Source organism: Cellulomonas sp. HZM, assembly GCF_000708885.1.
In the GTDB taxonomy this organism is placed as follows: Bacteria; Actinomycetota; Actinomycetes; order Actinomycetales; family Cellulomonadaceae; genus Cellulomonas.
The window spans coordinates 87,550-112,416 of the sequence record NZ_JEOE01000011.1 but is presented as its reverse complement, the minus strand read 5'-3'; the positions used below and the strand labels follow the sequence as shown (position 1 = coordinate 112,416).

Below are 24,867 nucleotides of genomic sequence, written 5' to 3'. Positions count from 1 at the left end.
CCGGCGCGCCTCGGCCACGAGGACCGGGTCCGCCGCGAACGAGGCGGCCGCCGCGAGGATCTCCGCCCCCGGGGGGGGTGCCCCGCGACGGCGGCCAGGGCGGCCCCGGGGGCCAGGGCGGCACGGCCGACCAGGGGACGACGAGCGACTCCTGACCCCGTCCGAGCGAGCGCGGCGGCCCCGGCCCGGGGTCGCCGCACCCGCGTGCGGGCGTGGGCTACGCGCGAAGCAGGTGCTGCACGACCTGCGCCGAGCGGAGCGCCGCGTCGTCCACGTGCGTGAGGAACTCGCCCGCCTCGACGGGGCTGCACAGGTCGGAGATCCCGCGCACCGAGACGAACGGGACGGCGAACAGGTGCGCGACCTGAGCGAGCGCGGCCGACTCCATGTCGGTCGCGAGGGCCGCCGGGTACGCGTCCCGCACGCGCGCGACGCGGTCGGCGTCGATGAACGAGTCGCCCGAGATGGTCAGCCCCGTCAGGACGCGCAGCTCGGGCCCGTCGGGCGCATCGAGCCCTCGCCCGGCATCGGCGGGGTCCGCCGCGAACGAGGCGGCCGCGGCGACGAGGCGCTCGTCGGCCGCGTACACCGCGGGCATGCCGGGCACCTGGCCGAGCGCGTAGCCGAACGCGCGCGCGTCCGCGTCCGCCAGCACGTGCGTCGCGCCGACCACGACGTCGCCGACGCGCACCCCGGCTCCGAGGCCTCCGGCGCTGCCCGCGCTCACGAGCACCCCGGTGCGCACGCGGGCGAGCGCGCCGGTCGCTGCGCTCGCGGCGTTCACCAGCCCGATCCCGCCGCGTACGAGCAGCACGCGTCGGCCGCCCGTCGTCATCAGGTGATGCTCCGCACCGCCGACACGCACCGGTGCGGGGACGTCGTCCGCCAGTGCGAGGAACGGGGCCGCCTCGTCGGCCATCGCGACGACGACCACCGCGTCGACCACCGCGTCGACCACCGCGTCGACCAGCGCGTCGACGTCGACCAGGGCGTCGGCGGGCCGGTCGGCGGCCGACGAGCCCGAGCGACCGGACGGCTCGTCGCGGCGTGCGGTCACGCCTGGACCTGCGACCAGCCGGCCCGCTCGGCGAGGAACGCGCGGGCCGCGTCCTGGGCGCCCGCGAGCGTGTGGTTGGCCCCCCAGCCGCACTGCACCTCGTTCGCGGCCGGCACCTCGTCGGCGGCGAGCACGTCCTGCAGCGTGTCCGCGACCAGCTGCTGCACCTCGTCGTCCGACCACGTGCCCTCGAGCATGAGGTAGAAGCCCGTCTGGCACCCCATGGGCGAGAAGTCGAGCACGCGGTCCGAGTGGTTGCGCGAGTGCTCCGCGAACAGGTGCTCGAGCGAGTGCACCACCGGCATCTCGAGGTGCGCGACGTTGGGCTGGGCGAAGCGCACGTCGTACTTGCTGAGGACGTCGCCCGCGGGCAGCGTCTTGGTGTCGGCGAGCCGGATGTACGGCGCGGCCACCGTGCGGTGGTCGAGGTTGAACGACTCGACGTTCATGCGGTCGGGCATGGGGTCTCCTGTGCTCGTGCGTGCTCGTGCGTGCTCGTGCGCGCTCGTTCCGTCCTGACCCCATTCTGCGCGACCAGGCGGTCCTCACGTGCGGCGGCTAGCCTGCCGCGGTGACGACGACCGAGGAACGGCCGGCCGCCGCGACGTCCCGGACCGCCGCCGACGGCGGGTTCCGGCCCGACATCCAGGGCCTGCGGGCCGTCGCGGTGCTGCTCGTTCTCGCGTTCCACGCGGGCGTGACGTGGCTGCCCGGAGGGTTCGTGGGCGTCGACGTGTTCTTCGTCGTCTCCGGCTTCCTCATCACGTCGATGCTCGTCGGCGAGGTCACCGCGACGGGGCGGCTGCGCCTGGGCAGGTTCTACGCCCGACGGGCGCGTCGGCTGCTGCCCGCGGCGGCGACCGTCCTCGTGGCCGTGGCGCTCGCGACGATGCTCTGGCTTCCCGTGACGCGCTGGCGCGAGATCGCCGGGGACGTCGGCGCGACCGCGCTGTACGTCGTGAACTGGCGGCTCGCCGACCGGTCCGTCGACTACCTCGCGCAGGGGTCCGCGGCGAGCCCCGTGCAGCACTTCTGGTCGCTCGCGGTCGAGGAGCAGTTCTACGTCGTGTGGCCGCTCGTCGTGCTCGCGGTCGCGTCGTGGGCGCGCCGGCGCGGCCTGCGCGTGGGGCGGCCCGCGCTCGGGGTGGCCGCGGTGCTCGTCGTCGGCTCGCTCGCGTGGTCGGTGCACCTCACGGCGTCCGACCCTGCCCGCGCGTACTTCGTCACGACGACGCGCGCGTGGGAGCTCGGGCTGGGGGCGCTGCTCGCGGTCGGGGCGCCGGTCGTCGCGGGCCTGCCCGCCCGCGTGCTCGCGGCCGCCGGCTGGGCGGGGCTCGCGCTCGTCGCGTACGCGGCGCTCCGGTTCACCGGCTCGACGCCGTTCCCCGGCGCCGCCGCGCTCGTGCCGACCGTGGGCACGGCGCTCGTGCTCGCGGCCGGCACCGGTGCGCACCGCGGGCTCTCGGCGCTGCGCCTGCGTGCGCTGCAGCCTGTCGGTTCCGCGTCGTACTCGCTCTACCTGTGGCACTGGCCCGCGGTCGTCGTCGCGACCGCGCTGTGGTCCGGCGAGGACGGCTCGCTGCCCGTGCCGATCGGTGTCGCAGCCGTCGCGGCCTCGGCCGTGCCCGCGGCGCTCGCGTACCGCTGGGTCGAGCGACCCCTGCACGTGTCCGCGCGGCTGCGCGCGAGCGTGCGGCGCTCGGCCCTGCTCGGCGTGGCGTGCACGTGCGTCGGGGTGCTGGCCGCCGTCGCCCTCGTCGCGGCACTCCCGCGGTCGTCGTCCGCCGCCGCACCCGGTGCGGCCGTGCTGGCGGACGGCTCGTGGACCGGCCCTGACGCCCGCACGGACCTCACCGCGGTCGCCCCGGCGCTCGCGGACGCGACGAGCGACGTGGCCGACCTGTACGCGGACGGCTGCCACCAGAACAGCGCGGGCACCGCGGTCGTCGCGTGCACGTACGGCGACGCCGGCTCGTCGACCGTCGTCGCGCTCGTCGGGGACTCGCACGCGGCGCAGTGGCAGCCGGCCCTGCGCGTGGTCGCGGAGCAGCACGGGTGGCGCCTCGACACGTACACCAAGGGCAGCTGTGCGCTCGCGGACGTGCAGGCGTCGCTCGGCGACGACCCGTACACGACGTGCAGCACGTGGAACCGGGCGGTGACCGCTGCGCTCGTCGCGCACCCGCCGACCGTCGTCGTGACCACCAACGACGCGATCGAGCCGATGACCTCCGCGGGGGAGCGCGCGACGGGCGGCGCCGCCGCGGAGCTCGCCGCCGACGGCCTGGCCCGCACGTGGCAGCGCCTCACCGACGCCGGGTCGCGGGTCGTCGCGATCGCCGACACGCCGTGGGTCGGGATCGACGTCCCCGAGTGCGTCGCCACGCACCAGCGCTCGTGGGCGACGGCCTGCACCGTGGACGCCGCCGCCGCTGAGCGCCGGTCCGGGACGGCTCAGCAGGAGGCCGCCGCGCGCGCCACCGGCGTGCCGGTCGTCGACCTCACCGCGCTGGTCTGCCCGGCAGGGACGTGCCCGGCGATCATCGGGGAGGCGCTCGTGTGGCGGGACGCGCACCACCTCACCGCGACGTACGACCGGACGCTCGCCCCGGCGCTCGCGGAGCAGCTCGTGCCGCTCGTCGGCTGAGCGCCGCGATCTCGATGGTGGTGCCGGCGTCCCCCTGCACCGCCGGCACCACCACCGTCGACCCGTCCCGACGCGCAGCGTCGTCAGGTCCCGCCCCGCGCGCGGGCGGAGGTCAGGTCCCGCACTCGGCCGACGACGGCCACGTCGTCGGGACGTGCGGCTTGGTGGGCTTGGTGGGCTTCGTCGACGCCTGAGGGCTCGAGCTCCCGGTGGGTGTCGTCGTCGCGTGCGGCTTCGCATCGCCCACGAGCGGCCGGTCCTCGCGCAGCCGCAGCCACAGGTCGTCGGCGGCCGAGGTCCAGACGACCCGCCCGGTGCCGCGGTACGACGCCGTCGGCACGGTCACGGACACGATGTCGTCCCCGCCCAGGCCCTTCGCGGTCACCGCGAGCCCCGCCATCGAACGGATGCTGCCGAGCCCGGGGCTCACCGAGACGGCCTTGGTCGCCGAGTCGAGCACCTGCAGGAGCGTCGTGGGGTGCGTCAGCAGCTGGGACGCGTGCACCTTCGCGGTGAGCGCCTCGAGGAACGCGTGCTGCCGGTCGAGACGGGCGAGGTCGCTGCCGAGCCACAGGCCGCCGCCCTCGCCCGTCCGCGCCCGGAGGAACTCGACGGACGTCCGGCCGTCGAGCACCGTGCGCCCGGCCTTCACGTGCAGCTTCGCCTTGTCGGAGTCCATCGCCTCGGGGAAGCAGAACGGGACGCCGCCGAGGTCGTCGATGACGTCGCGGACGCCGTTCATCTTGAGGACGACGTGCTCGTCGGTGCGCACGCCGGTGTCCTGCTCGAACGTCTTGCGCGTGCACGCGGCGGCCGACGTCAGGTCCTGCGTCGGCCCGCCGCCGATCTCGAAGGCCGCGTTGAACATCTCCATCGTCCGCGGCCGGGTCATCGACCCGTCGGGGAGCTTGCACGCGGGGATGTCGACCAGCGAGTCGCGGGGCACCGAGACGACGTCGATGCGCGAGCGGTCGGCCGGCAGGTGCACCAGGAACGTGGAGTCGGAGCGCGCCCCGTCGACGTAGCCGTACTCCTTGTTGGAGCCGTCCCGCGAGTCGATCCCCATCACGAGGATGTTCACCTCGCGCCCCGCGTAGCCGTCGGTCAGCGGAGCCGCCGCCGCGTGGGTCGGCCGCGTGTCGCCGAGGTAGTCGTCGACTCCGGTCGCGGTGTCGATGTTGCCGTCGAGGTGACGGTAGACGGCGTAGGCGGCGCTCGCGGCGAACAGCGGTACGGCGACGGCGACGAGCGCCACCGCCCGCAGCCACGGTCGCGGACCACGGACGCTGCGGCGGTGCTGTGCGGGGGCTGTGCGGCTCACGTCCGCAACGTATTGCCTCCGACCGTGGCTGCGGGGGCGGTCGCGGGAGAGGTCCGGTGCGCGATCTGTGAAGATGTGTGCGCAGGTCAGCGCACGGTTCGGGACCGGTGCGGATGGGTGCTGGACGGGAGTGGGCGGACGCCCGACCGGCCCGGTGCGATCAGCTCGCGCGGTCCTCGAGCGCCGGGATGATCGTCGTCGGGACCATGAACGCGAGCGTCACGGCAGCGATGCCGGCGACGAAGGTCCACGGCGCGACCGAGGTGTCGACGTCGAACGAGATCGTGAAGAGCACGAGGCCGCCGACGAACAGCAGGAACGCGAAGAACGCGCCGACCGCGGTCGCGGGGCCGTTGGTGCGGTCGACGGGCTGCTCGGGCTGGGTGCTCACGGTTCCTCCTGATGACGTGGACGTGCCGGTCCGATCCTGCCGTGTCCGACCCCCGCCGCGCCAATGCTCCTCAGTCCTCGAACCACCGCCGCACGTGCTCGACGACCGAGCGGTCGAACGCGTCGTCGTCGTGCCGTGCGCGCAGCCACTGCGCGAACGAGCCGCCCGCGACGACGTCGAGCTCGCGCCGGCACGCGGCGGTGTCGGTCACCGCGCGCTCGAGCATCGCCGCCGCCTGCGTCGCGTCGCGGTACACGAACGGGTAGCCGACCGGGAGGATCGCGTGCGCCCACGGCCGGTCCGGGAACACCCCGACGGCACCGGCGAGCAGCGCCTCGATGTACTCCAGCCCGTACGACTCCTCGGTCGCGGTCGCGAGGAAGGCCGTGGTGCCGGCGAGCGCCTCCCAGTAGTCGTCCCGGCTCGCCGTGAGCGGCCCGACCCAGCACCAGTCGGGGCGGGACAGGCGCATGGCCTGCTCGGAGACCAGGTGCGACTCCACGAGCCGTGCCTCGACCCTGATCGGGGTGCGGTGGTGCACGCGCTCGACGACGTCGACGAACAGGCGTGGCTGCTTGCGCTCGGAGAGCCGGATCGCGGGGTAGAGCACGACCGGGACGGTGGGCTCGTGCCGCGGCCGCACGTGCTCGAGGCGGATGCCCAGGTTCACCCAGCCGACGCGGGCGTTCTCGGCCAGCGGCTGGACGGTCCACTGGCCGACGATCTCGGAGATCTCGCGGGCCGTGCGCTCGGAGTTCGCGAACGTCGGGAAAAGCGCGCAGGAGAGGCCGAGCGACGCCCTCTCGACGCGGTCCGTGAACTGCGACGTCGTCCACCAGACGAAGTTCATGACGTGCGGCGCGTCGGTCGTGCGTCGCAGCGTGCGCCACACGCTCATCGAGTCGACGACGTCCATGTTGACCACGACCGTGTCCGACGCGTCGACGAACTCGAGCGGCAGCACGTCGAAGCCCTGGCCGCGCCGCGGCCCGTCGGAGACGAGCAGCGAACCGGGGAACACGCGCAGCAGCCTGCGCACGAGCGTCGCGCCCGCGTCGTGGCCGGCGACGCGGCCGTCGGGGTCGACGAGCACGTCGCCGTACCGGACCGCGACCCTCATGGGCGTGCGGACGCACCGGCGGGCGTCCCGGCCGCCGCGCGAACGTCGACGTCGACGGCCGCGTCGACGGCTGCGTCGACGGCCTCGGGGACCGGACCGGGCTCACGCGGCTGGTCGGCGGGCTCGTCGACGTCGTCGAGCGACGTGCGGATCCGCATGCCGTAGAACGAGCGCCACACGAACGCGGCGGACACCACGAAGAACACCGCGGCGAGCGTCGCGACCAGTGCGTGGTGGCCGTCGTCCTCGAGGGACACGGCCAGGTCGACCGCGAGGAGCCCGAACAGCGTCGTGAACTTGATGACGGGGTTGAGCGCGACCGACGAGGTGTCCTTGTAGGGGTCGCCCACCGTGTCACCGACGATCGTCGCGTCGTGCAGCGCCGTCCCCTTGGCGTGCAGGTCGACCTCGACGATCTTCTTCGCGTTGTCCCAGGCCCCACCGGCGTTGGCCATGAAGATCGCCTGGTAGAGGCCGAAGACGGCGATCGAGACGAGGTACCCGATGAAGAAGTACGGCTCGACGAACGCGAACGCGAGGGTTGCGAAGAACACGGCCAGGAACATCGTGAGCATGCCCTGCTGCGCGTACTGCGTGCAGATCTCGACGACCCGGCGCGAGTCGGCCTCCGAGGCCTTCGTCGCCCCGTCCAGACGGATCGTGCCCTTGATGAACTCGACCGCGCGGTAGGCGCCCGTCGTGACCGCCTGGATCGAGGCCCCCGTGAACCAGAACACGACGGCACCGCCGGTGATCAGGCCGAGCAGGAACGGCGGGTGCATGAGCGAGAGGTTCTCGATCCCCGACGTCATGCCGTCCGTGAGGCCCATGATGATCGAGAAGATCATCGTGGTCGCGCCCACCACGGCCGTGCCGACGAGTACGGGCTTCGCGGTCGCCTTGAACGTGTTCCCCGCACCGTCGTTCTCCTCGAGCATCTGCTTCGCCTGCTCCCAGCGCGGCTCGAGGCCGTGCTCGGTGCGCAGCTCGTCGTCGATCCCGGGGAGGTCCTCGATGACCGAGAGCTCGTAGACGCTCTGCGCGTTGTCCGTGACGGGCCCGTAGGAGTCGACCGCGATGGTCACCGGTCCCATCCCGAGGAAGCCGAACGCGACCAGGCCGAACGCGAAGACCGCGGGCGCGACCATCAGGTCGCCGAGCCCCTGCTCGCTGATGAGGTACGCCGCGCCCATGAGCCCGACGACCGAGATCCCGAGCCAGTACGCCGAGAAGTTGCCCGCCACCAGGCCGGACAGGATGTTCAGCGACGGTCCGCCCTGGCGCGAGCTCTTGACGACCTCGCGCACGTGCTTGGAGCTCATCGAGGTGAACACCTTGACCAGCTCCGGGATGAGCGCCCCGGCGAGCGTCCCGCAGGAGATGATCGCCGCGAGCCGCCACCACTGGTCGGCGGCCCCGCTCTGCGAGAGCACGACCCACGTGGTGGCGAACGTCGCGACGATGCATGTCGCGCTCGTGAGCCATACGAGCGACGTGAGCGGTGCCTCGAAGCTCATCCGCTCGGCGTCGCGGTGACGGTGGGTCGTCACGGCGTCGTTGAGGAGGTACGAGGCGGCCGACGCCACGATCATCACGGCGCGCACGACGAAGATCCAGACCAGGAGGCTGGCCTGCACCGCCGGGTCGTGGACGCCGAGCAGCACGAACGTCACGAGCGCGACCCCGGTGACGCCGTAGGTCTCGAACCCGTCGGCGCTCGGACCCACCGAGTCGCCCGCGTTGTCACCCGTGCAGTCGGCGATGACGCCGGGGTTGCGGGCGTCGTCCTCCTTGATCTTGAAGGCGATCTTCATGAGGTCGGAGCCGATGTCGGCGATCTTCGTGAAGATGCCACCGGCGATGCGCAGCGCGGACGCGCCGAGGGACTCCCCGATCGCGAACCCGATGAAGCACGCACCGGCGATCTCGCGCGGGAGGAACAGGAGGATGACCAGCATCATGAGCAGCTCGAGGCTGATGAGCACCATGCCGATCGACATCCCGGACTTGAGCGGGATGCGGTGCAGCGGCAAGGGCTTGCCGCGCAGGCTGACGAACGCCACCCGGCTGTTCGCGAGCGTGTTGACGCGGATGCCGTACCACGCGACCGAGTACGACCCGGCGACACCGACCAGGCTGAACGCGATCACCACGACGACGCGGCCCCACGGGAAGCCGACCAGCGCCTTGTAGTAGACGACGATCACCACGGCGATGAACGCCCACAGGACCGCCAGGAAGCGGCCCTGCTGCGCCAGGTACGCGCGGCAGGTCGAGTAGATGAGCTCCGAGACGTCGCGCATCGAGGGATGCACGGGCAGCCGCCGCAGCTGCAGGTAGGTCGCCACCCCGAACGCGAGCCCGAGCGCGCACACGACGAGGCCGAGGCCGAGGAGCACCCGCCCGGACATCCCTCCCAGCACCGTGACGGAGCTCAGGTCCGGGAGCTGGAGGCTGGCCTCGCCACCGGCCGGGCCCGCGTCGCCGTGGGCAGTGCCCGAGCAGCCCGCGGTCGTGGCGGCGAGTGCGAGCATCCCCGCGGCGACGCACGCCCGGTGGCGGCCGCGGGTGCGGTGCGGTCGGTGGTCGGCGGTGTCCACGTGTCTCCCAGCGTCGGGCGGCAGACGTCCTGGTCGGACGCCTCGTGGGCGACGTTAGGAGCGCCGCCGCCGCCGTTCCTGAGACTTAGGTCACAAGGTCCGGGCGGCCGTGCGGATCAGCCGAGACGCGCCGCTCGGGGCGAGCGTGGACCGAAGCGGGGCGCGCGCGCGGCCTGCGTGATCTCGAGCAGCCGGATCACGCGCTGACGCTGCGGGCGCCACGGCTCGAGCAGCTCGAGCATCCCGGCGTCGTCCGTGCGCCGCCCCGTGAGCGCCCAGCCGACGAGGTGGGCCAGGTGGAAGTCGCCGACCGAGACGGCGTCGGTGTCGCCGAGCGCGCGGGACGTGACCTCGGCCACCGTCCACGGACCGATGCCGCGCACGCTGCGCAGCACACGCGACGCCTGCGCGGGCGTGAGGTCGCCGCGCAGGTGGTGCGCGACGAGGGCGGCCCGGCGCACCGTGCCCGCACGGGCCTCCTCGACGCCCGCGGCACGCCACTCCCACACGGGCAGATCGGCCCACGCGCGCGGCGGGGGCGCGAGCCGCATGCCGGCGGGGGCCGGCCCGGGTGGCACGCTCCCGTGCCGCTGCACGAGGCGGCGCCACGACGCCTTCGCGTCGAGGCCGACCACGCGTTGCTCGAGCACCGCGGGCACGAGCTGCTCCCAGACGTTCGACGAGTGCGGGATGCGCAGCCCGGGCAGCCGTCGGTGCGCCTCACGCACCACGGGGTGCGGGCCGGCCTCGAACCTTGTGTCGTCGCGAGCCCCGAGCAGGTCGGGCACGCCCGCGACCGCGCGCTCCGCGCCCGGGCCCCATGCCTCGACGTGCACGCCGTCACGGCGCACCACGAGCCGTCGCGTCGCGGGACCGTCGGGGGTTCGCGTCGCGTGCCAGATCGCACCGTCGGGCGTGCGCCTCCACACGGGGTCGCTCGCGCCACGACGCAGGGGAGCGAGCGTGAGCGCGACATCGACAGGGAGGGCGGGGCGGTACACGTCGACGGACGCCGGGGCGTCGCGGGCGTCGCGGGCGTCGTCGGGGCGCACCTCGGCCAGCGGTGCGTCGCCGATCGCGGTCATCGGCCGCGCAGCTTCTCGATGAGTCGCCGGTCGCGCTTCGTCGGGCGGCCGGTGCCACGGTCCCGCTCACCGGCGACCGCGCGATGCTCCTTGGGCACCGGTGCCGGGGAGCGGTCGAGGTAGCAGCCGACCGCGACCGCGGCGCCGACCCGCTTGACCACGGTGCGCTGCACCACGACGAGCCGCTCGCGCTCGCCACCGCGCACGTGCACCTCGTCGCCCGGCACGACCATCGTCGCCGGCTTGGCGCGCTCGCCGTTGACGCGCACGTGGCCGGCCCGGCACGCGGCACCCGCCGCAGACCTCGTCGGGAACAGCCGCACCGCCCACGTCCACGCGTCGACGCGCGCCCGGGTCACCTCCGCCACGGTCCTAGCGTCGCACGCCGTGCGGGCACGAGCGGTCGACGGCGGCGTGCGCGACGACCTCGCCCCGCCCGAGCACGTGCATCCGTCGCCCCGGGCGACGTACGGTCCAGGCATGGACACAGCCCCCAGCACGCACGCCGTCGTCGCGATCACCGGGGGTCTCGTCGTCCCCGTGAGCGCACCCCCGATCGAGCGCGGCACGGTGCTCGTCGTCGACGGCCGGATCGCCGCCGTCGGCGTGGACGTCGAGGTGCCGGACCACGCGCGCGTGGTCGACGCGACCGGGCGCTGGGTGCTGCCGGGCTTCGTCGAGGCGCACGGGCACGTCGGCATCCACGAGGAGGGCGAAGGAGCCGCGGGCAACGACACCAACGAGATGGTGCAGCCCGTCACGGCGGGGGTCCGCGCGATCGACGCGGTGAACATCGACGACGAGGGCTTCCGCGACGCGCTGTCCGGCGGCGTCACGTCGGTCGTCGTCAAGCCGGGCTCGGGCAACGTGATCGGCGGCCAGAGCGTCGCGATCAAGTCGTGGGGCGGCCGCACGATCGACGAGCAGGTCATCAGCGACGCGGTGAGCGTGAAGTCGGCGCTCGGCGAGAACCCCAAGCGCGTGTACGGAGAGCGCAAGCAGCTGCCCTCCACACGCCTCGGCACGGCGATGATCATCCGTGACCAGTTCCGCAAGGCGCAGCACTACCGCGCGGCGCGCGAGGCGGCCGAGCGCAAGGGTGAGCCGTTCGCGACCGACCTCGGCCTCGAGACCCTCGCGCGGGTGCTCGACGGCGAGCTGTACTGGGACCAGCACACGCACCGGCACGACGACATCGCCACCGCGCTGCGGCTGGCCGACGAGTTCGGCTACAAGCTCGTCATCAACCACGGCACCGAGGCGCACAAGATCGCCGACGTGATCGCCGAGCGCGACGTGCCGGTCATCTTCGGCCCGATGTTCACGTCCCGCTCGAAGGTCGAGCTGCGCGACCGCGCGATCGCGAACCTCGCGCGGCTGCACGCAGCGGGGGTGCGGGTCGCGATCACCACGGACCACCCCGTCGTGCCGATCAACTTCCTCGTGCACCAGGCCACGCTCGCGGTCAAGGAAGGCCTGCCGCACGACGCCGCGCTCGAGGCGCTCACCACCAACCCCGCGCAGTTCCTCGGGCTCGACGCGCGCGTCGGGGCCCTCGAGGTCGGGCGCGACGGCGACGTCGTCGTGTGGTCGGGCGACCCGCTCGAGATCGGCTCGCGCGCCGAGCACGTGCTCATCGAAGGGCGCACGGTCTACACGTGGGACGACGAGACGCACCGGGGAGTCGTCGTGGAGCGCGGGGAGCGCTTCGTGCGCTGACGGGCACGATGTTCGCGCGTCCTGCGGGCGTCGCCGCGCACGACCCGCTCGTGACGGGCAGGCTGCACGGGTGACGGCGCACGTGGGGATCTCGGGCTGGCGCTACGCGCCGTGGCGCGGCGTGTTCTACCCGCGCGGCCTACGTCAGGCCGACGAGCTCGCGTACGCGGCGGCCCACGTGACGTCGATCGAGGTCAACGGCACCTTCTACGCGCTGCAGAGGCCCGCCTCGTTCGTGTCCTGGACCGAGCAGGTCCCGACCGGCTTCGTGATGTCCGTCAAGGGGCCGCGGTTCGTGACGCACATGAAGAAGCTCGCGGACGTCGAGGTGCCGCTCGCGAACTTCTTCGCGAGCGGTGTCCTGGCGCTCGGCGACCACCTGGGCCCCGTGCTCTGGCAGCTGCCTCCCACGCTCGGGTTCGACGCAGAGCGGCTCGCCGACTTCCTCCGGCTGCTGCCCCGCACGACGACGCAGGCGGCCGCGCTGTCGCAGCGGCACGACGAGCGGCTCGACGGCCGGGCGTGGACCACGACCGACGCCGACCGGCGCGTGCGGCACGTCGTGGAGGTGCGGCACGACTCGTTCCGCACGCCCGCGTTCGTCGAGCTGCTGCGCGAGCACGACGTGGGGCTCGTCGTCGCGGACACCGCCGGGCGCTGGCCGCTCATGGAGGACGTGACCTCCGACGTCGTGTACGTGCGCCTGCACGGCGACAGCGAGCTGTACACGAGCGGGTACGACGATGCGGCGCTCGACCGGTGGGCCGACCGCGTCCGGGCGTGGGCCGCGGGCGGCGAGCCCGACGACACGCGGCGCGTCGGTCCCGCCGCGACGCACGCACACGCGCGCGACGTGCACGTCTACTTCGACAACGACGTGAAGGTGCGCGCTCCGGCGGACGCGATGGGACTGATCGCGCGGCTCAGCGGCGCGTGAGGCGCAGCACCGGGATGGTCCGGCTCGTGCGCTCCTCGTAGGACCGGAAGCCCTCGGAGCGCTGCTTGAACAGCTCCCACGCGTCGTCGCGCTCGCGCCCGACGAGCTCGGCCGCGTGCACGTCCACCGTGCCGTCGTCGGGGGTCTCGATCTCCACGTCCGGGTGCGCCAGCAGGTTGTGGTACCACGCCGGGTTGTCGGGCGCACCGCCCTTCGACGCGGCGACGAACCAGGCGCCCGAGCCGTCGGGGATCGCCGCGACCGGGCTCGTGCGCTCGGTGCCCGTGCGCGCGCCACGGTGGTGCAGCAGCACCAGGCCCTTGCCGAAGCCGTTCGTCGCGACGTCGCCGCCGTTCGCTCGGAACTCGTCGATGATCTGCTGGTTCCAGTCGCTCATGGGGCCAGTGTGCAGCGCGGCCCGGCGCGTGGCGCGCCGGGCCGTGCGCACATCAGTCCCGCAGCTCGAGGTAGGTCGAGATGAGCGAGCGCGTCGAGGCGTCCTGCTGCTCGAGCGCGGACGCGTCGCCCTCGACCGCGGGGGCGATCTCGAGGGCGAGCTTCTTGCCGAGCTCGACGCCCCACTGGTCGAACGAGTCGATGCCCCACACGACGCCCTGCACGAACGTGATGTGCTCGTACAGCGCGATGAGCTGACCCACGACCGACGGCGTGAGCGCCGGAGCGAGGATCGACGTGGTCGGCCGGTTCCCCGAGAACACGCGCGCCGGGACGATGTGCTCCGCCGTGCCCTCGGCGCGAACCTCGTCGGCCGTCTTGCCGAACGCCAGCGCCTTGGTCTGCGCGAAGAAGTTCGCCAGGAACAGCGCGTGGACGTCGGTGCCGCCGTCCTTGAGCGGGTGCGCCGGGTTCGCCACGGCGATGAAGTCCGCGGGGATCAGGCGCGTCCCCTGGTGGATCAGCTGGTAGAACGCATGCTGCCCGTTGGTACCGGGCTCGCCCCAGAACACCTCACCGGTCTGCGTCGTCACGGGCGAGCCGTCCCAGCGCACGGACTTGCCGTTGGACTCCATCGTGAGCTGCTGCAGGTACGCCGGGAAGCGGTGCAGGTACTGCGCGTAGGGGAGCACGGCGTGCGTGTGGGCGCCGAGGAAGTTGACGTACCAGACGTTGAGCAGGCCCATCAGGACGGGCACGTTGCGCTCGAACGGCGTGGTCGCGACGTGCTCGTCGACCGCGTGGAAGCCCGCGAGGAAGTCCCGGAACCCGTCGGGGCCGATCGCGATCGCGACCGACGTGCCGATCGCCGAGTCCACCGAGTAGCGGCCGCCGACCCAGTCCCAGAACCCGAACGCGTTGGCGGGGTCGATGCCGAACGCGGCGACCTTGTCGAGTGCGGTCGACACCGCGACGAAGTGGTGCGCGACGGCGTCGTTCCGCGCGGCCTCGTCGTCGGCGGTACCCAGCTGCTCCCACAGCCAGTCGCGTGCGAGCCGCGCATTGGTCAGCGTCTCGAGCGTTCCGAACGTCTTCGACGCGACGATGAACAGCGTCGAGGCGGGGTCGAGGTCCTTGACCTTCTCGGCGAGGTCGGTCGGGTCGATGTTCGACACGAACCGCACCTCGAGCCCCTCCTGCACATAGGGCTTGAGCGCCTCGTAGACCATCACAGGTCCGAGGTCGGACCCGCCGATGCCGATGTTCACCACGGTTCGCACGCGCTCGCCCGTGACGCCGACCCACTCGCCCGAGCGGACCTTGTCCGCGAACGCCGACACCTTGTCGAGGACCTCCTGGACGTCGTGGTCGACGTCCTGGCCGTCGACCACGAGCGCCGGCTGCGCCCCAGCCGGTCGGCGCAGCGCGGTGTGCAGCACCGCACGGTCCTCGGTGACGTTGATGTGGTCGCCCCGAAGCATCGCGGCGAGGCGGTCCGCGACGCCGACCTGCTCGGCCAGCTGCACGAGCAGCGTGACGGTGTCGTCGGTGACGAGGTTCTTGGACAGGTCGACGTGCAGGTCCGCGAGCTGCAGCGTGAGCCGCGCGGCACGCTCGGGGTCGTCGGCGAACCAGCGCCGCAGGTCCGGCGTCAGCGTCGACTCGTGCTCGGACAGGGCCTGCCAGGCGCTCGTGGTGGTGGCGTCGATCGGCTGCGTGGACACGTGCGTGCCCCTTCCTGGTGGAGGGTGCTGAGGACTGCCACCAACCTACTGGCGGGGACCGGCGGGGCGCACGGGACGTCCGGTCCAGGCGGCGGTGGACCGGACCGGGTCCGAACCGCGGGACCGAGCGTCGCGTCCAGCCGCGCGCCGTACAGTGGCCGCGTGCCACGCCTCGCTGCCTCGTCGCTGCCCACCTGGCCCCTCGCGGCGCTGACGCTCGTCGTCGGGTTCGCCGTCGCGCAGGGCACCGGGGTGCGCGCGCTCGGTGGCGTCGTGCTCGTCGCCGGGGTCGCGTGGTGCGTGTGGCGCTCGCGTGCGTCGGGTGCGGCACGTCTCGTCCTCGTCGTGCTGACCGGGCTGGTGTGCTTCGTCGCCGCGCACGTGCTCGCGCCGCACCTCGGCGCGTGGCCGTCCGTGGCGCTCGTCGCCGCCGTGCTCGGAGCTGTGACCTGGACGCTCGTCGACCGGGCCGGCGCGGGGCGCGACGAGCGGGCCGCGCTCGCGGACGCCTGACGCGCGTGCGCGTCGTCGCGTGCGGGCTCGCCACGCTCGACGTGGTGCAGGTCGTCGACGCGCTGCCCGCACCGGACCAGAAGGTCGTCGCCCGCGACCTCGCCGTGGCGTTCGGCGGTCCCGCGGCCAACGCGGCCGCGACGGCCGTCGCGCTCGGCGTGCCCGCGACGCTCGTCACGGCGCTCGGCCGATCGCCGCTCGGCGACCTCGTGCGCGCGGCGCTCGAGGAGCGTGGTGTGCACGTCGTCGACCTCCTGGGCGGGCGAGCCGGGGCACCCGCGGTCTCCACGGTGCTGGTCACCGCGGGGACGGGTGAGCGCGCCGTCGTCTCGACGAACGCGACCGGGACCGCCGACGTGCACGACGTCGCCCGGCTGCTCCCGGCGGTGCTCGACGACGCGGGCGCGGTGCTCGTCGACGGGCACCACCTCGCTGCCGGAGTCCGGGTCGCACGCGCGGCCCGCGCCGGGGTGCCCGTGCTGCTCGACGGCGGCAGCTGGAAGCCCGGGCTCGAGGAGCTGCTGGCGCACGTCGACCTCGCGCTCCTGTCGGCGGACTTCGCAGCTCCCGGCACCGCACAGGTCCTGCCCGACCTGCCCGGGCCCGCGTGGGTCGCACGGTCCCAGGGTGCCGGTGCGGTGCTCGTCCGTGGCGAGGCCGACGTGGTGCCGCCGCTCGTGCCCGCCGACGAGGTGGTCGACACCCTCGGCGCCGGGGACGTGCTGCACGGTGCGATGGCCGCGGGTCTCGCGCGTGGCCTGACGCCCCGGACGGCGCTCGAGGCGGCGGTCGATGTCGCGAGCCTGTCGGTGCGCGGACGAGGCGCGCTCGGATGGACCGCCGCGATCCGTTGAGGGCAGACGACCCGGGCCGACCCATCCGTCGGCCGAGCGGCACCGAACCCCGTGCACAGGGTCGCTCCCCAGGCGGCCTCCGTACCCCGTCGACATCACGACGACGTCGACGGGACGACGAGGGGACGAATCATGAAGACCTCCTACCGCGCCGCGCTCGCGGTGCCCGCCGTGTCGCTCGCCGCGATGCTCGCGATGGCGCTCCCGGCGTCGGCGGCCTCCGACTCGGGATCCAACGAAGCGAAGCTCGCGCCTGTCGCGCTCAACGACGCGGACGGCTCGGGCGTCGCCATGACGACCGTCAAGGACGACGTGCTCACGGTGACGTTCACCGCCGAGGGCCTGCTCCCGGACAACCCGCACGCCGCGCACATCCACTTCGGGGCGGAGGCTCGCCACGAGTGCCCGGCGGCGTCCGACGACAAGGACGGCAGCGGCACGCTGAACACCACCGAGGGCGGCCCGGCCTACGGCGACATCGTCGTCTCCCTGACCAAGACCGGTGACACCTCGCCCAGGTCGGGCCTCGCGGTCGATCGGTTCGACACGGCCAAGGGCGGCAAGATCAGCTACCAGCGCGGCTCGATCAAGGTGTCGCACGAGGTGGGCGAGGCGATCATCGCGGGCAAGTCCGTCGTCGTGATCCACGGAGTCGACCACAACGGTGACGGCAAGTACGACGGCGACACGAAGTCCGACCTCGACCCGTCGCTGCCCACCGAGGCCACCGACCCGGCGCTCTGCGGCGTGCTCGCGGTCTCGCAGATGTCGGCGATGCCTTCCGGAGGGGCGCAGACCGGCAGCGGCTCGACCGCCGGCGTCCAGGACACCGGCCTGCTCGCCGCGGGCGGACTGGCGATGGCTGCTGGTGCGGTGCTCGTCCTGCGCCGTCGTCGAGACGTCGTGCCCGCTCAGCAGGTGGGCCAGCACGTCGACCGCACGGCCGACGACCGCTGATGGACGCCGACGGCGCCCGGACGCCCGGGCACCAGCCGGGGCGTGGGCGCCGTCGGGTGGCCGCCGTCGTCGTCGGTGCCGGCCTCCTCGCGGCCGGTGGCGCGGCGGTGACCACGGCGCTCGCGGCGCAGCTGCCCGCGCCGCCGACGCCCGCGGCGTCCGCCGCACCGTCATCGCGCGACGGTGCGGCGGGCGCCGGTCGTGGGGTGCCGGCTCCCGGTCCCTCGGCGACACCCGACGACCGCGGGGCTGCGCCGACCTCAGCGGCTTCCGCTCCCGCAGGGGCGCCGTCCGCCGCGGCGACCGGCGTCCCGAGACCGCAGAGCGTCTCCATCCCGTCGCTCCACGTGTCGTCGCGCCTGCTGACCCTGGGTCTCGCGTCCGACGGGACGATCGCGGTCCCGGCCAAGGGGCCGAACTACGACCGCGCCGCGTGGTTCGACGGGAGCCCCCGACCGGGAGCCGTCGGTCCCGCCGTGATCGAGGGGCACGTCGACGGCGCGAACGGCCCCTCGGTCTTCCACGAGCTCGGCCGCATTCAGAAGGGAGCGCGGATCGACGTCACGCGGACCGACGGGTCGGTCGTGCGTTTCGTCGTGGACGGCGTCGCGTCCTACCCCAAGGACGACTTCCCGATCACCGTCGTGTACGCCAACACCGACCGCCCGGAGCTGCGGCTGATCACGTGCGGGGGAGCGTTCGACCGTAGGACGGGCCACTACGTCGACAACACCGTGGTGTTCGCGCACCTTGCCTGAGTGACGTGCAGCGCCTCGGACCGCACGCCCGCGGCGTCCCTCCGTGGCGCCCTCGTGCGGGTGAAGCGGGTCCGAGGCGGGCTTCACCCGGACGGCCGTCGCCGCCGCGTGGAGAGAGGCCGGAGGCCTCGCGGCGATGGCCGCGCTCTCACAGCGCTGACCTGGACGGATGTACAGGCCAGGTGCGTCGTCGCAGGTCGGAGCCGCTAGATGACGTCCGTGTGACGCGTGATTCCGGGATGTCACCGTCCGGTCACGATGTGGTCACGGTCACAGATGTTGGTTGACTTCTTTTAGTAAGGAAGGTCTACTAACAAACATGACGACGACCGGTCAGCCCCAGGTGCGGGCGGCACGCACGGTGGGTCGGGCACTGCGCCCGACCACCAAGGCGCTGCCGGAGCACGCACGGGCGCACAACCGGTCCATGGTGCTCGCGCACCTCTTCCACGAGGGGCCCTCGTCGCGCGCCGACATCGCGCGGTCCACGGGCCTCACCCGCGTCACGGTCTCCGGGCTGGTGGGGGACCTCATCACCGAAGGGCTCGTCAGCGAGCTCGGCGTCCGCTCCGAGGGCAAGGTCGGCAAGCCCGCGACGCTCGTCGGGATGCGCACCTCCGACTTCCTCGTCGTCGCGGTGGACCTCACCGACGACGAGCGCATCCTCGGCGCGGTCATGACGCTCGTCGGGGACGTCGTCGAGCGTCGCTCGGTCCCGCTCGAGGGCCGCGTGGGCGAGGCGGCGCTCGAGCTCCTCGAGCAGCTGTGCCGCGACCTGCTCGCGCTCGCCGACCGTCCCGTCATCGGCCTGGGCATCGCGTCCCCGGGTGTCATCGACACCGACGGCCGCGTGGTCCAGGCACCCAACCGAGGCTGGTACGACCTCCCGCTCGCGGCGCTGCTCACCGAGCGCCTCGAGGTGCCCGTGCACGTCGCGAACGACGCGAACACCCGCGCGCTCGGCGAGTTCACGTACGGCGAGGCCGCCGGCTCCGGGAGCATGGTCCTCACGATCGGCGAGGGCGTCGGCGCGGGCATCGTCGTCGACGGAGCGCTCGTCCTGGGCCGCCACAACGCCGCGGGCGAGATCGGTCACGTGACCGTCGTCGACGCGGAGTCCGCCGCAGGGTCCGACGAGGAGCCCGCCGTGTGCGCGTGCGGCCGTGCGGGCTGTCTCGAGACCGTCCTGAGCGTGCCGGCCCTGCGCCGTCGCACCTCCGGTCTCACCCCCGAGGAGTCCGACGCCGCCCTGGCGTCGGTCGGACGGAAGCTGGGCATCGCCCTGGCTCCCGTCGTCAGTGCGCTCGATCTCGCAGAGGTCCTCCTGGCCGGCCCCCCGGACCTCCTGGACGGACCCCTGCGTGAGACGGCACTGTCCACCGTTCGCGAGCGCACGATGCCCGTCATCGGGCACGGGCTCGCGCTGCGGATGGCAGCCATGGACGAGGACGGAGCACTCGCGGGTGCCGCGGTGCTCGTCCTGTCGGGTCAGCTCGGGGTCTCGTGACGACGCCCGAGCCGACCCAACAGCAGTCGGCAGTACCCACCCGGCGACGCCTTCCGGCGATCGCCTCGCTCATGGGAGGAACCCCAACGTGAAGATGCTACGGTTCGCAGCCCTCGGCGTGGCGGCGACGCTCACGCTCACGGCCTGCAGCTCCGGCGACTCGTCGGACGACAACAGCGCCAAGCCCACCGGCGGGACGACCGCCACCGAGACCGCCGCGGCCCCCGAGCCGGCGACGATCACGCTCTGGCTCAACGGCGGCGACACGAACGACGACCTGCGCAAGTACCTGGTCGACGAGTTCGCCAAGGAGAACCCGGGTTCGACCCTGAAGATCGAGCAGCAGGACTGGACCGACGTCGTCACCAAGCTGACGACCGCGCTGCCGGACGCCGACCACACCCCCGACGTCGTCGAGGTCGGCAACACGCAGTCGCCGACGTTCACCACGGTCGGCGCTTTCCTCGACATCAGCGACATGTACGACGAGCTGGGCGGCACCAACCTGCTCCAGTCGTTCGTCGACGTCGGCAAGGTCGACGGCAAGAACTACGCCCTGCCGTACTACTTCGGCTCGCGCTACGCGTTCTACCGCAAGGACATCTGGACCGCCGCGGGTCTCGAGGTCCCCAAGACGCTCGCCGAGCTGCAGGAGGACGTGGCCAAGCTCAAGACGGCCAAGATGTCCGGCTTCGCGATGGGAGGCCAGGACTGGCGCAACGGCATCTCGTGGGTCTTCGCGAACGGCGGCGAGCTCGCCACCGAGTCCGGTGGCGCCTGGTCGTCGACGCTGTCCGACCCGAAGACCATCAAGGGTCTCGAGCAGTGGCAGCAGCTGTACAAGACGGCGTCCAACCTGCCGTCGACCGAGCGCGACGTCGCCTACTGGGACTTCCTGAACGACGGTGCCAAGGGCGCGGCGCCCGAGGCCGCGACGATCATGGCCCCGGGCTGGGCGCGCTGGTCGATCGGTGACCTCGTCAAGAACGACAAGGGCGACGAGGTCCGCGACGGCATGGCGGACGACAAGAAGTTCGACATCTTCGCGCTCCCGGGTGTCGACGGCGGCATCGCGCCGGTCTTCGCCGGTGGCTCGAACATCGCCATCTCGGCCAAGTCGAAGCACCCGGAGCTGTCGAAGAACCTCCTGAAGATCATCTTCTCGGAGGACTTCCAGAACATGATGGGCAAGACCGGCCTCGGCCCGGCGAACAAGCAGTACGTCAGCTCGCTCGGTGACGACAAGTTCGCCAAGACGATGATCGAGACGGCGGCGTCGTCCAAGCTCACCCCGGCTGCGCCGGGCTGGGCCGCGGTCGAGGGCGCGTTCGTCTACGAGGACCTGTTCCAGAAGATCGCGGACGGCGGCGACGTCACGGCGCTCGCTGCGCAGTACGACGCGAAGATCACGCCGATGCTCAACGGCGGCAAGGGCTGACCCAGCCCTGAACCGGGCCGCCCGCGGGAGCGCGAACCGCTCCCGCGGGCGGCCACACCCCCGGCGCCGCCGCCGGCGCGAAAGGACTCTCATGACCACGCACGTCGCCCCCGGGGCGCCGGGTCGCCACCAGGCGACCGCGCCGGCCCCGCTCGTCATCCGGCAGCGTCGGACGCCGCCGACGCCCTACCTCCTGCTGATCCCGGCCGTGGCCGCCCTCCTCCTGGGCCTGGGCTACCCGGTGTACTGGCAGATCGTCACCTCGCTGCAGGAGTACGGACTCGCGCAGCAGTTCGGGCAGCCCCCGAAGTTCGCCGGCCTCGACAACTACGCCGAGATCTTCGGCAGCTCCGCACTGTGGGCCGTCGTGGCACGCTCGGTCGTGTTCTGCCTCGTCAACGCATTCCTCACGGTCGGCATCGGCCTGCTCTTCGCGATGCTCATGCGCGCCGTGAGCACGAGCGTCCGCATCATCATCCAGGTCGCGATGCTGCTCGCCTGGGCGATGCCGCTGGTCGCGGCGGTCACCGTCTTCAAGTGGCTGTTCGACTACCGCACCGGCGTCGTCAACTGGTTCCTGTCGTCCATCGGCTTCTCCGGGATGGACGGTTTCTCGTGGCTCTCGCAGCCGCTGACCTTCTTCTTCGTCGCGACGATGATCATCACGTGGATGTCGGTGCCGTTCGTCGCGCTCTCGATCTACGCAGGCCTCACGTCCGTCCCGGAGGAGGTCATCGAGGCCGCACGCATCGACGGCGCCGGCGGCTGGAACATCACGTGGGGGATCCTCGTGCCGATGATCCGGCCCGTGATCTCGATCGTGCTGCTGCTGCAGATCATCTGGGACCTGCGCGTGTTCGCGCAGATCCGCCTGCTGCAGGACTCGGGCGCCCCCGTCTCCGAGACCAACCTGCTCGGCAACTTCATCTTCGAGCTCGGCATCGGCCGCCAGAACTTCGGTGGCGCCGCGGCCGTGTCGATCTTCGTGCTCGCGCTCACGGTCCTCATCTCGTGGCCGTACGTGCGCACTCTCCTGAAGGAGGACGCGGCATGAGCACCATGACTGCCGACCGCATCCACACGCGCGACGTCGCCCGCACGGTCCACGCGCCGAACGCGAGCAAGGTCCGCGTCGGCAAGATCCTGCTCGGCGCTCTCGGGGTCGTCGTCGCGGCCGTCTGGGCCTTCCCCGTCTACTGGATGGTGCTGTCCGCGTTCACCCCCAACGCGCTGCTCCGCTCGAAGACGCCGAACTTCCTGCCGACGCACGCCACGCTGAGCAACTTCCAGGAGGTCGTGACCGGCAGCGGGTTCGGCTCCGCTCTGCGGATGAGCGTGCTCATCACGTTCACGACGCTCATCGCGGTCCTGGCGTTCGCGTTCCTCGCGGCGCTCGCCATCAGCCGCTGGCGCTTCCGCGGCCGCAAGTCGTTCGTCCTCGCGGTGCTGTTCATCCAGATGCTGCCCGCCGAGGGCCTGTTCATCGCGCAGTACAAGATGCTGTCGAACGCCAACCTGCTGAACTCGGTGATCGGCATCTCCGTGCTGTACGTCGCGGCGATCATCCCGTTCACGGTGTGGATGCTGCGTGGCTTCGTCGCCGGCATCCCTGCCGAGCTCGAGGAGGCCGCGATGGTGGACGGCCTGAGCCGCACGCAGGCGTTCCTGCGGATCACGTTCCCGCTGCTCGCCCCGGGCCTGGTGGCCTCCGGCGTGTACGCGTTCCTGCAGGCGTGGAACGAGTTCACGGTGGCCCTCGTCGTGCTCCCCGCCAACGACTCCCAGACGCTTCCCCTGTGGCTGCGCGGCTTCCTCGCCGCGTCCGTCAACAAGGGCGTCGACTGGGCGCAGGTCATGGCCGCGTCGACGCTCATCGCGATCCCGGTCATCGTGTTCTTCCTCTTCGTCCAGGGACGCATGACCTCCGGTCTGGTCTCGGGAGCCGTGAAGGGCTGACGTGGACGTGTACGACGAGACGGCACCGCACCCGCGGGTGCCGCAGGACGGTGCTGCGGTCAGTGCGGTCGTGGGCACCCCGCGCGGGACGCGACGAGGCTGGTCGATCGGGCTCGACGTCGGCGGCACCAAGGTGCTCGGCGTCGCGCTCGACCCGTCCGGCGTGGTCGAGCACCAGGTGCGCTCAGCCACGGTGCGGGGGATCGAGGGCGTGGTCGGCGGGATCGTCGACGCGGTACACGAGCTCACCGCGAGCGTCGGGGTCGCGGTCGAGGACCTGGCCGGCATCGGGATCGGGCTGCCGGGGGTCGTCGACCCCGTCGACGGCAGCGTCGAGCACGCCGTGAACCTCGGCATCGAGGGCCGGGCCCAGCTCGGCGGTCTCGTGTCGGCGGCGCTCGGCACCGATGCGGCCCTCGTGCCCGTGCGGGTCGAGAACGACCTGAACGCTGCGGCGCTCGGGGCGGCTCATGTGGCCGGCGGCGAGGTGGCGGATCTCGCGTTCCTCGCTCTCGGGACCGGGGTCGCGGCCGGGCTCGTGCTCGACGGGCGACTTCGTCGTGGGCCGTCGGGTGTCGCCGGCGAGGTGGGGCACCTGACGCTGGTCGTGGACGGGCTGCCGTGCAAGTGCGGGCAGCTCGGGTGCATCGAGCAGTACGCGTCCGGCTCCGCCATCGACGCGGCATGGCCCGGTCCGCACGAGCGGCCCGCACCGCTGGAGCTGTTCGACGCTGCCGCGGCCGGCGACGCCCGCGCGATCGAGGTGCGCGACCAGTTCGCCTGGGCGGTCGCGTCCGCCGTCCGGATCCTCGTGCTCACGTGCGACGTCGAGCGTGTGGTGATCGGTGGGGGCGTGAGCGGGGTCGGGGAGCCGCTGCTCGACGCGGTGCGGCGCGAGCTCCGGCGCGAGGCCGAGGCGTCGCCGTTCCTGGCGTCGGCGCGGATCGCCGACCGTGTCACGCTGGCACCTGCAGGCGCGCCGGTGGGCGCTGTCGGCGCCGCCCTCGCGGGGCGCGCCACGGATCGAGGAGGAGTCTGATGGAGGTCGTCATCGCACCCGGGCCTGAGCTGGCCGGGATCGCGGCGTCTGCGATCGACGCGCTGCTGCGCGCCCGCCCGAGCGCGGTGGTCGGTCTCGCGACCGGGTCGAGCCCGCTCGCCGTGTACGACGAGCTGGTGCGTCGGCACGACGAGGAGGGCCTGTCGTTCGCACAGGCTCGTGCGTTCATGCTCGACGAGTACGTGGGCCTTCCCGCGGACCACCCGGAGCGGTACCGCAACGTCATCGAGAAGGAGATCGCGTCGCGCGTCGACTTCGCCGACGGTGCGGTCCAGGGCCCGGACGGCAACGCCGAGGACCTGATCGCCGCGTGCGCGGCCTACGAGGACGCGATCGCCGCGGCAGGCGGAGTCGACCTGCAGATCCTCGGCATCGGGACCGACGGTCACGTCGCGTTCAACGAGCCCGGCTCGTCGCTCGCGTCGCGCACCCGCATCAAGACGCTGACCCGGCAGACGCGTGAGGACAACGCGCGCTTCTTCGGGGACGACGTCTCGCAGGTACCGACGCACTGCCTGACGCAGGGCCTCGCGACGATCATGTCCGCCCGTCACCTCGTGCTGCTGGCGCAGGGCCGGGGCAAGGCCGAGGCCGTCCACCAGCTGGTCGAGGGCCCGGTCTCCGCGATGTGGCCGGGGACGGTCCTGCAGCACCACCCGCACGTCACGGTGCTCGTCGACGACGCCGCCGCCTCGCGCCTGCAGCTCGCGGACTACTACCGCGAGACGTACGCCCTCAAGCCGGCCTGGCAGGGTCTGTAGGCGCTGCACGCGAGCGTCCGGACCGGGGACGACCGGTCCGGACGCGGTGACGGCGACATAGACTTC

Annotated in this window: 23 protein-coding genes; 13 read left to right on the top strand and 10 right to left on the bottom strand. The window is 72.8% G+C overall.

The annotated features are described in order from the left end of the window. Positions 1–217 precede the first annotated feature (217 nt). Entirely contained in the window at positions 218–1,057 is an 840-nt protein-coding gene (gene mtnN, locus AW16_RS0108390) for a 5'-methylthioadenosine/S-adenosylhomocysteine nucleosidase (RefSeq protein ID WP_231495979.1), read from the bottom strand. Further along, a complete protein-coding gene (locus tag AW16_RS0108385; protein WP_029289607.1) occupies positions 1,054–1,518 on the bottom strand; it encodes an S-ribosylhomocysteine lyase in 465 nt (154 codons plus the stop codon). The genes mtnN and AW16_RS0108385 overlap by 4 nt, the downstream gene beginning before the upstream one ends. Before the next feature lie 110 nt (positions 1,519–1,628). Here AW16_RS0108385 and AW16_RS0108380 point away from each other — a divergent pair, with 110 nt between their 5' ends. Then, complete coding sequence (locus AW16_RS0108380; protein WP_051681785.1) at positions 1,629–3,704, top strand: acyltransferase family protein; 2,076 nt, start codon at positions 1,629–1,631, stop codon at positions 3,702–3,704. 112 nt (positions 3,705–3,816) lie between these two features. Here AW16_RS0108380 and AW16_RS0108375 read toward each other — a convergent pair whose 3' ends face one another. The 6 genes from AW16_RS0108375 to AW16_RS0108350 form a co-directional block, all read right to left on the bottom strand. Continuing rightward, positions 3,817–5,025 carry an LCP family protein gene (locus AW16_RS0108375; RefSeq protein ID WP_156044113.1) on the bottom strand — a complete coding sequence of 403 codons (1,209 nt, stop codon included), beginning with the start codon at positions 5,023–5,025 and terminating at the stop codon, positions 3,817–3,819. A gap of 160 nt (positions 5,026–5,185) precedes the next feature. After that, entirely contained in the window at positions 5,186–5,416 is a 231-nt protein-coding gene (locus AW16_RS0108370; protein ID WP_029289600.1) for a hypothetical protein, read from the bottom strand. Positions 5,417–5,486: 70 nt separating this feature from the next. After that, a complete protein-coding gene (locus tag AW16_RS0108365) occupies positions 5,487–6,536 on the bottom strand; it encodes a glycosyltransferase family 1 protein (protein ID WP_029289598.1) in 1,050 nt (349 codons plus the stop codon). After that, complete coding sequence (locus AW16_RS0108360) at positions 6,533–9,136, bottom strand: sodium-translocating pyrophosphatase (protein WP_369794769.1); 2,604 nt, start codon at positions 9,134–9,136, stop codon at positions 6,533–6,535. Before AW16_RS0108360 ends, AW16_RS0108365 begins: the two co-directional genes overlap by 4 nt. Positions 9,137–9,252: 116 nt before the next feature. Next, entirely contained in the window at positions 9,253–10,221 is a 969-nt protein-coding gene (locus AW16_RS0108355) for a DNA-3-methyladenine glycosylase (protein WP_029289595.1), read from the bottom strand. After that, positions 10,218–10,589 carry an RNA-binding S4 domain-containing protein gene (locus tag AW16_RS0108350; protein WP_029289593.1) on the bottom strand — a complete coding sequence of 124 codons (372 nt, stop codon included), beginning with the start codon at positions 10,587–10,589 and terminating at the stop codon, positions 10,218–10,220. The genes AW16_RS0108355 and AW16_RS0108350 overlap by 4 nt, the downstream gene beginning before the upstream one ends. A gap of 112 nt (positions 10,590–10,701) precedes the next feature. Between AW16_RS0108350 and AW16_RS0108345 the strand changes: the two genes are divergently transcribed. Together AW16_RS0108345 and AW16_RS0108340 are read left to right on the top strand one after the other, a co-directional pair. Beyond that, positions 10,702–11,940 (top strand): amidohydrolase, encoded by a 1,239-nt coding sequence (locus AW16_RS0108345; RefSeq protein WP_029289591.1) that lies wholly within the window; start codon positions 10,702–10,704, stop codon positions 11,938–11,940. 70 nt (positions 11,941–12,010) lie between these two features. Further along, the gene (locus AW16_RS0108340; RefSeq protein WP_029289589.1) at positions 12,011–12,877 is read left to right on the top strand and encodes a DUF72 domain-containing protein; all 867 of its coding nucleotides are present in this window, start codon (positions 12,011–12,013) and stop codon (positions 12,875–12,877) included. Here AW16_RS0108340 and AW16_RS0108335 read toward each other — a convergent pair. Beyond that, positions 12,864–13,274: a nitroreductase/quinone reductase family protein gene (locus AW16_RS0108335; RefSeq protein WP_029289587.1), complete on the bottom strand. Its 411-nt coding sequence runs from the start codon at positions 13,272–13,274 to the stop codon at positions 12,864–12,866. The genes AW16_RS0108340 and AW16_RS0108335 overlap by 14 nt on opposite strands. 52 nt (positions 13,275–13,326) lie before the next feature. Next, on the bottom strand, positions 13,327–14,997 hold the full coding sequence (gene pgi, locus AW16_RS0108330; protein WP_029289585.1) for a glucose-6-phosphate isomerase: 1,671 nt from the start codon (positions 14,995–14,997) through the stop codon (positions 13,327–13,329). A 162-nt stretch (positions 14,998–15,159) separates the two neighbouring features. On the opposite strand from pgi, the gene AW16_RS0108325 reads away from it, so the two are divergent. The 10 genes from AW16_RS0108325 to nagB all read left to right on the top strand — a co-directional run bounded on the left by AW16_RS0108325 (position 15,160) and on the right by nagB (position 24,801). Next, positions 15,160–15,510 (top strand): hypothetical protein, encoded by a 351-nt coding sequence (locus AW16_RS0108325; protein ID WP_029289583.1) that lies wholly within the window; start codon positions 15,160–15,162, stop codon positions 15,508–15,510. 5 nt (positions 15,511–15,515) lie between these two features. Continuing rightward, positions 15,516–16,364 (top strand): PfkB family carbohydrate kinase, encoded by an 849-nt coding sequence (locus AW16_RS0108320; protein WP_029289580.1) that lies wholly within the window; start codon positions 15,516–15,518, stop codon positions 16,362–16,364. 132 nt (positions 16,365–16,496) lie between these two features. Beyond that, on the top strand, positions 16,497–17,321 hold the full coding sequence (locus tag AW16_RS0108315; protein ID WP_029289578.1) for an LPXTG cell wall anchor domain-containing protein: 825 nt from the start codon (positions 16,497–16,499) through the stop codon (positions 17,319–17,321). Continuing rightward, positions 17,321–18,079: a class F sortase gene (locus tag AW16_RS0108310; RefSeq protein WP_051681783.1), complete on the top strand. Its 759-nt coding sequence runs from the start codon at positions 17,321–17,323 to the stop codon at positions 18,077–18,079. The genes AW16_RS0108315 and AW16_RS0108310 overlap by 1 nt, the downstream gene beginning before the upstream one ends. Positions 18,080–18,398: 319 nt before the next feature. Next, positions 18,399–19,586 carry an ROK family transcriptional regulator gene (locus AW16_RS0108305; protein WP_029289574.1) on the top strand — a complete coding sequence of 396 codons (1,188 nt, stop codon included), beginning with the start codon at positions 18,399–18,401 and terminating at the stop codon, positions 19,584–19,586. 94 nt (positions 19,587–19,680) lie between these two features. Continuing rightward, positions 19,681–21,024 (top strand): extracellular solute-binding protein, encoded by a 1,344-nt coding sequence (locus tag AW16_RS0108300; protein ID WP_034648475.1) that lies wholly within the window; start codon positions 19,681–19,683, stop codon positions 21,022–21,024. 91 nt (positions 21,025–21,115) lie between these two features. Then, complete coding sequence (locus AW16_RS0108295; RefSeq protein ID WP_051681782.1) at positions 21,116–22,078, top strand: carbohydrate ABC transporter permease; 963 nt, start codon at positions 21,116–21,118, stop codon at positions 22,076–22,078. Further along, entirely contained in the window at positions 22,075–22,980 is a 906-nt protein-coding gene (locus AW16_RS0108290; protein WP_029289568.1) for a carbohydrate ABC transporter permease, read from the top strand. Before AW16_RS0108295 ends, AW16_RS0108290 begins: the two co-directional genes overlap by 4 nt. Before the next feature lies 1 nt (position 22,981). Next, positions 22,982–24,019 (top strand): ROK family protein, encoded by a 1,038-nt coding sequence (locus AW16_RS0108285; RefSeq protein ID WP_369794768.1) that lies wholly within the window; start codon positions 22,982–22,984, stop codon positions 24,017–24,019. Beyond that, positions 24,019–24,801, top strand: a complete 783-nt coding sequence (gene nagB, locus AW16_RS0108280) for a glucosamine-6-phosphate deaminase (RefSeq protein WP_029289564.1) — start codon at positions 24,019–24,021, stop codon at positions 24,799–24,801. The genes AW16_RS0108285 and nagB overlap by 1 nt, the downstream gene beginning before the upstream one ends. The last annotated feature ends 66 nt before the right edge of the window (positions 24,802–24,867 follow it).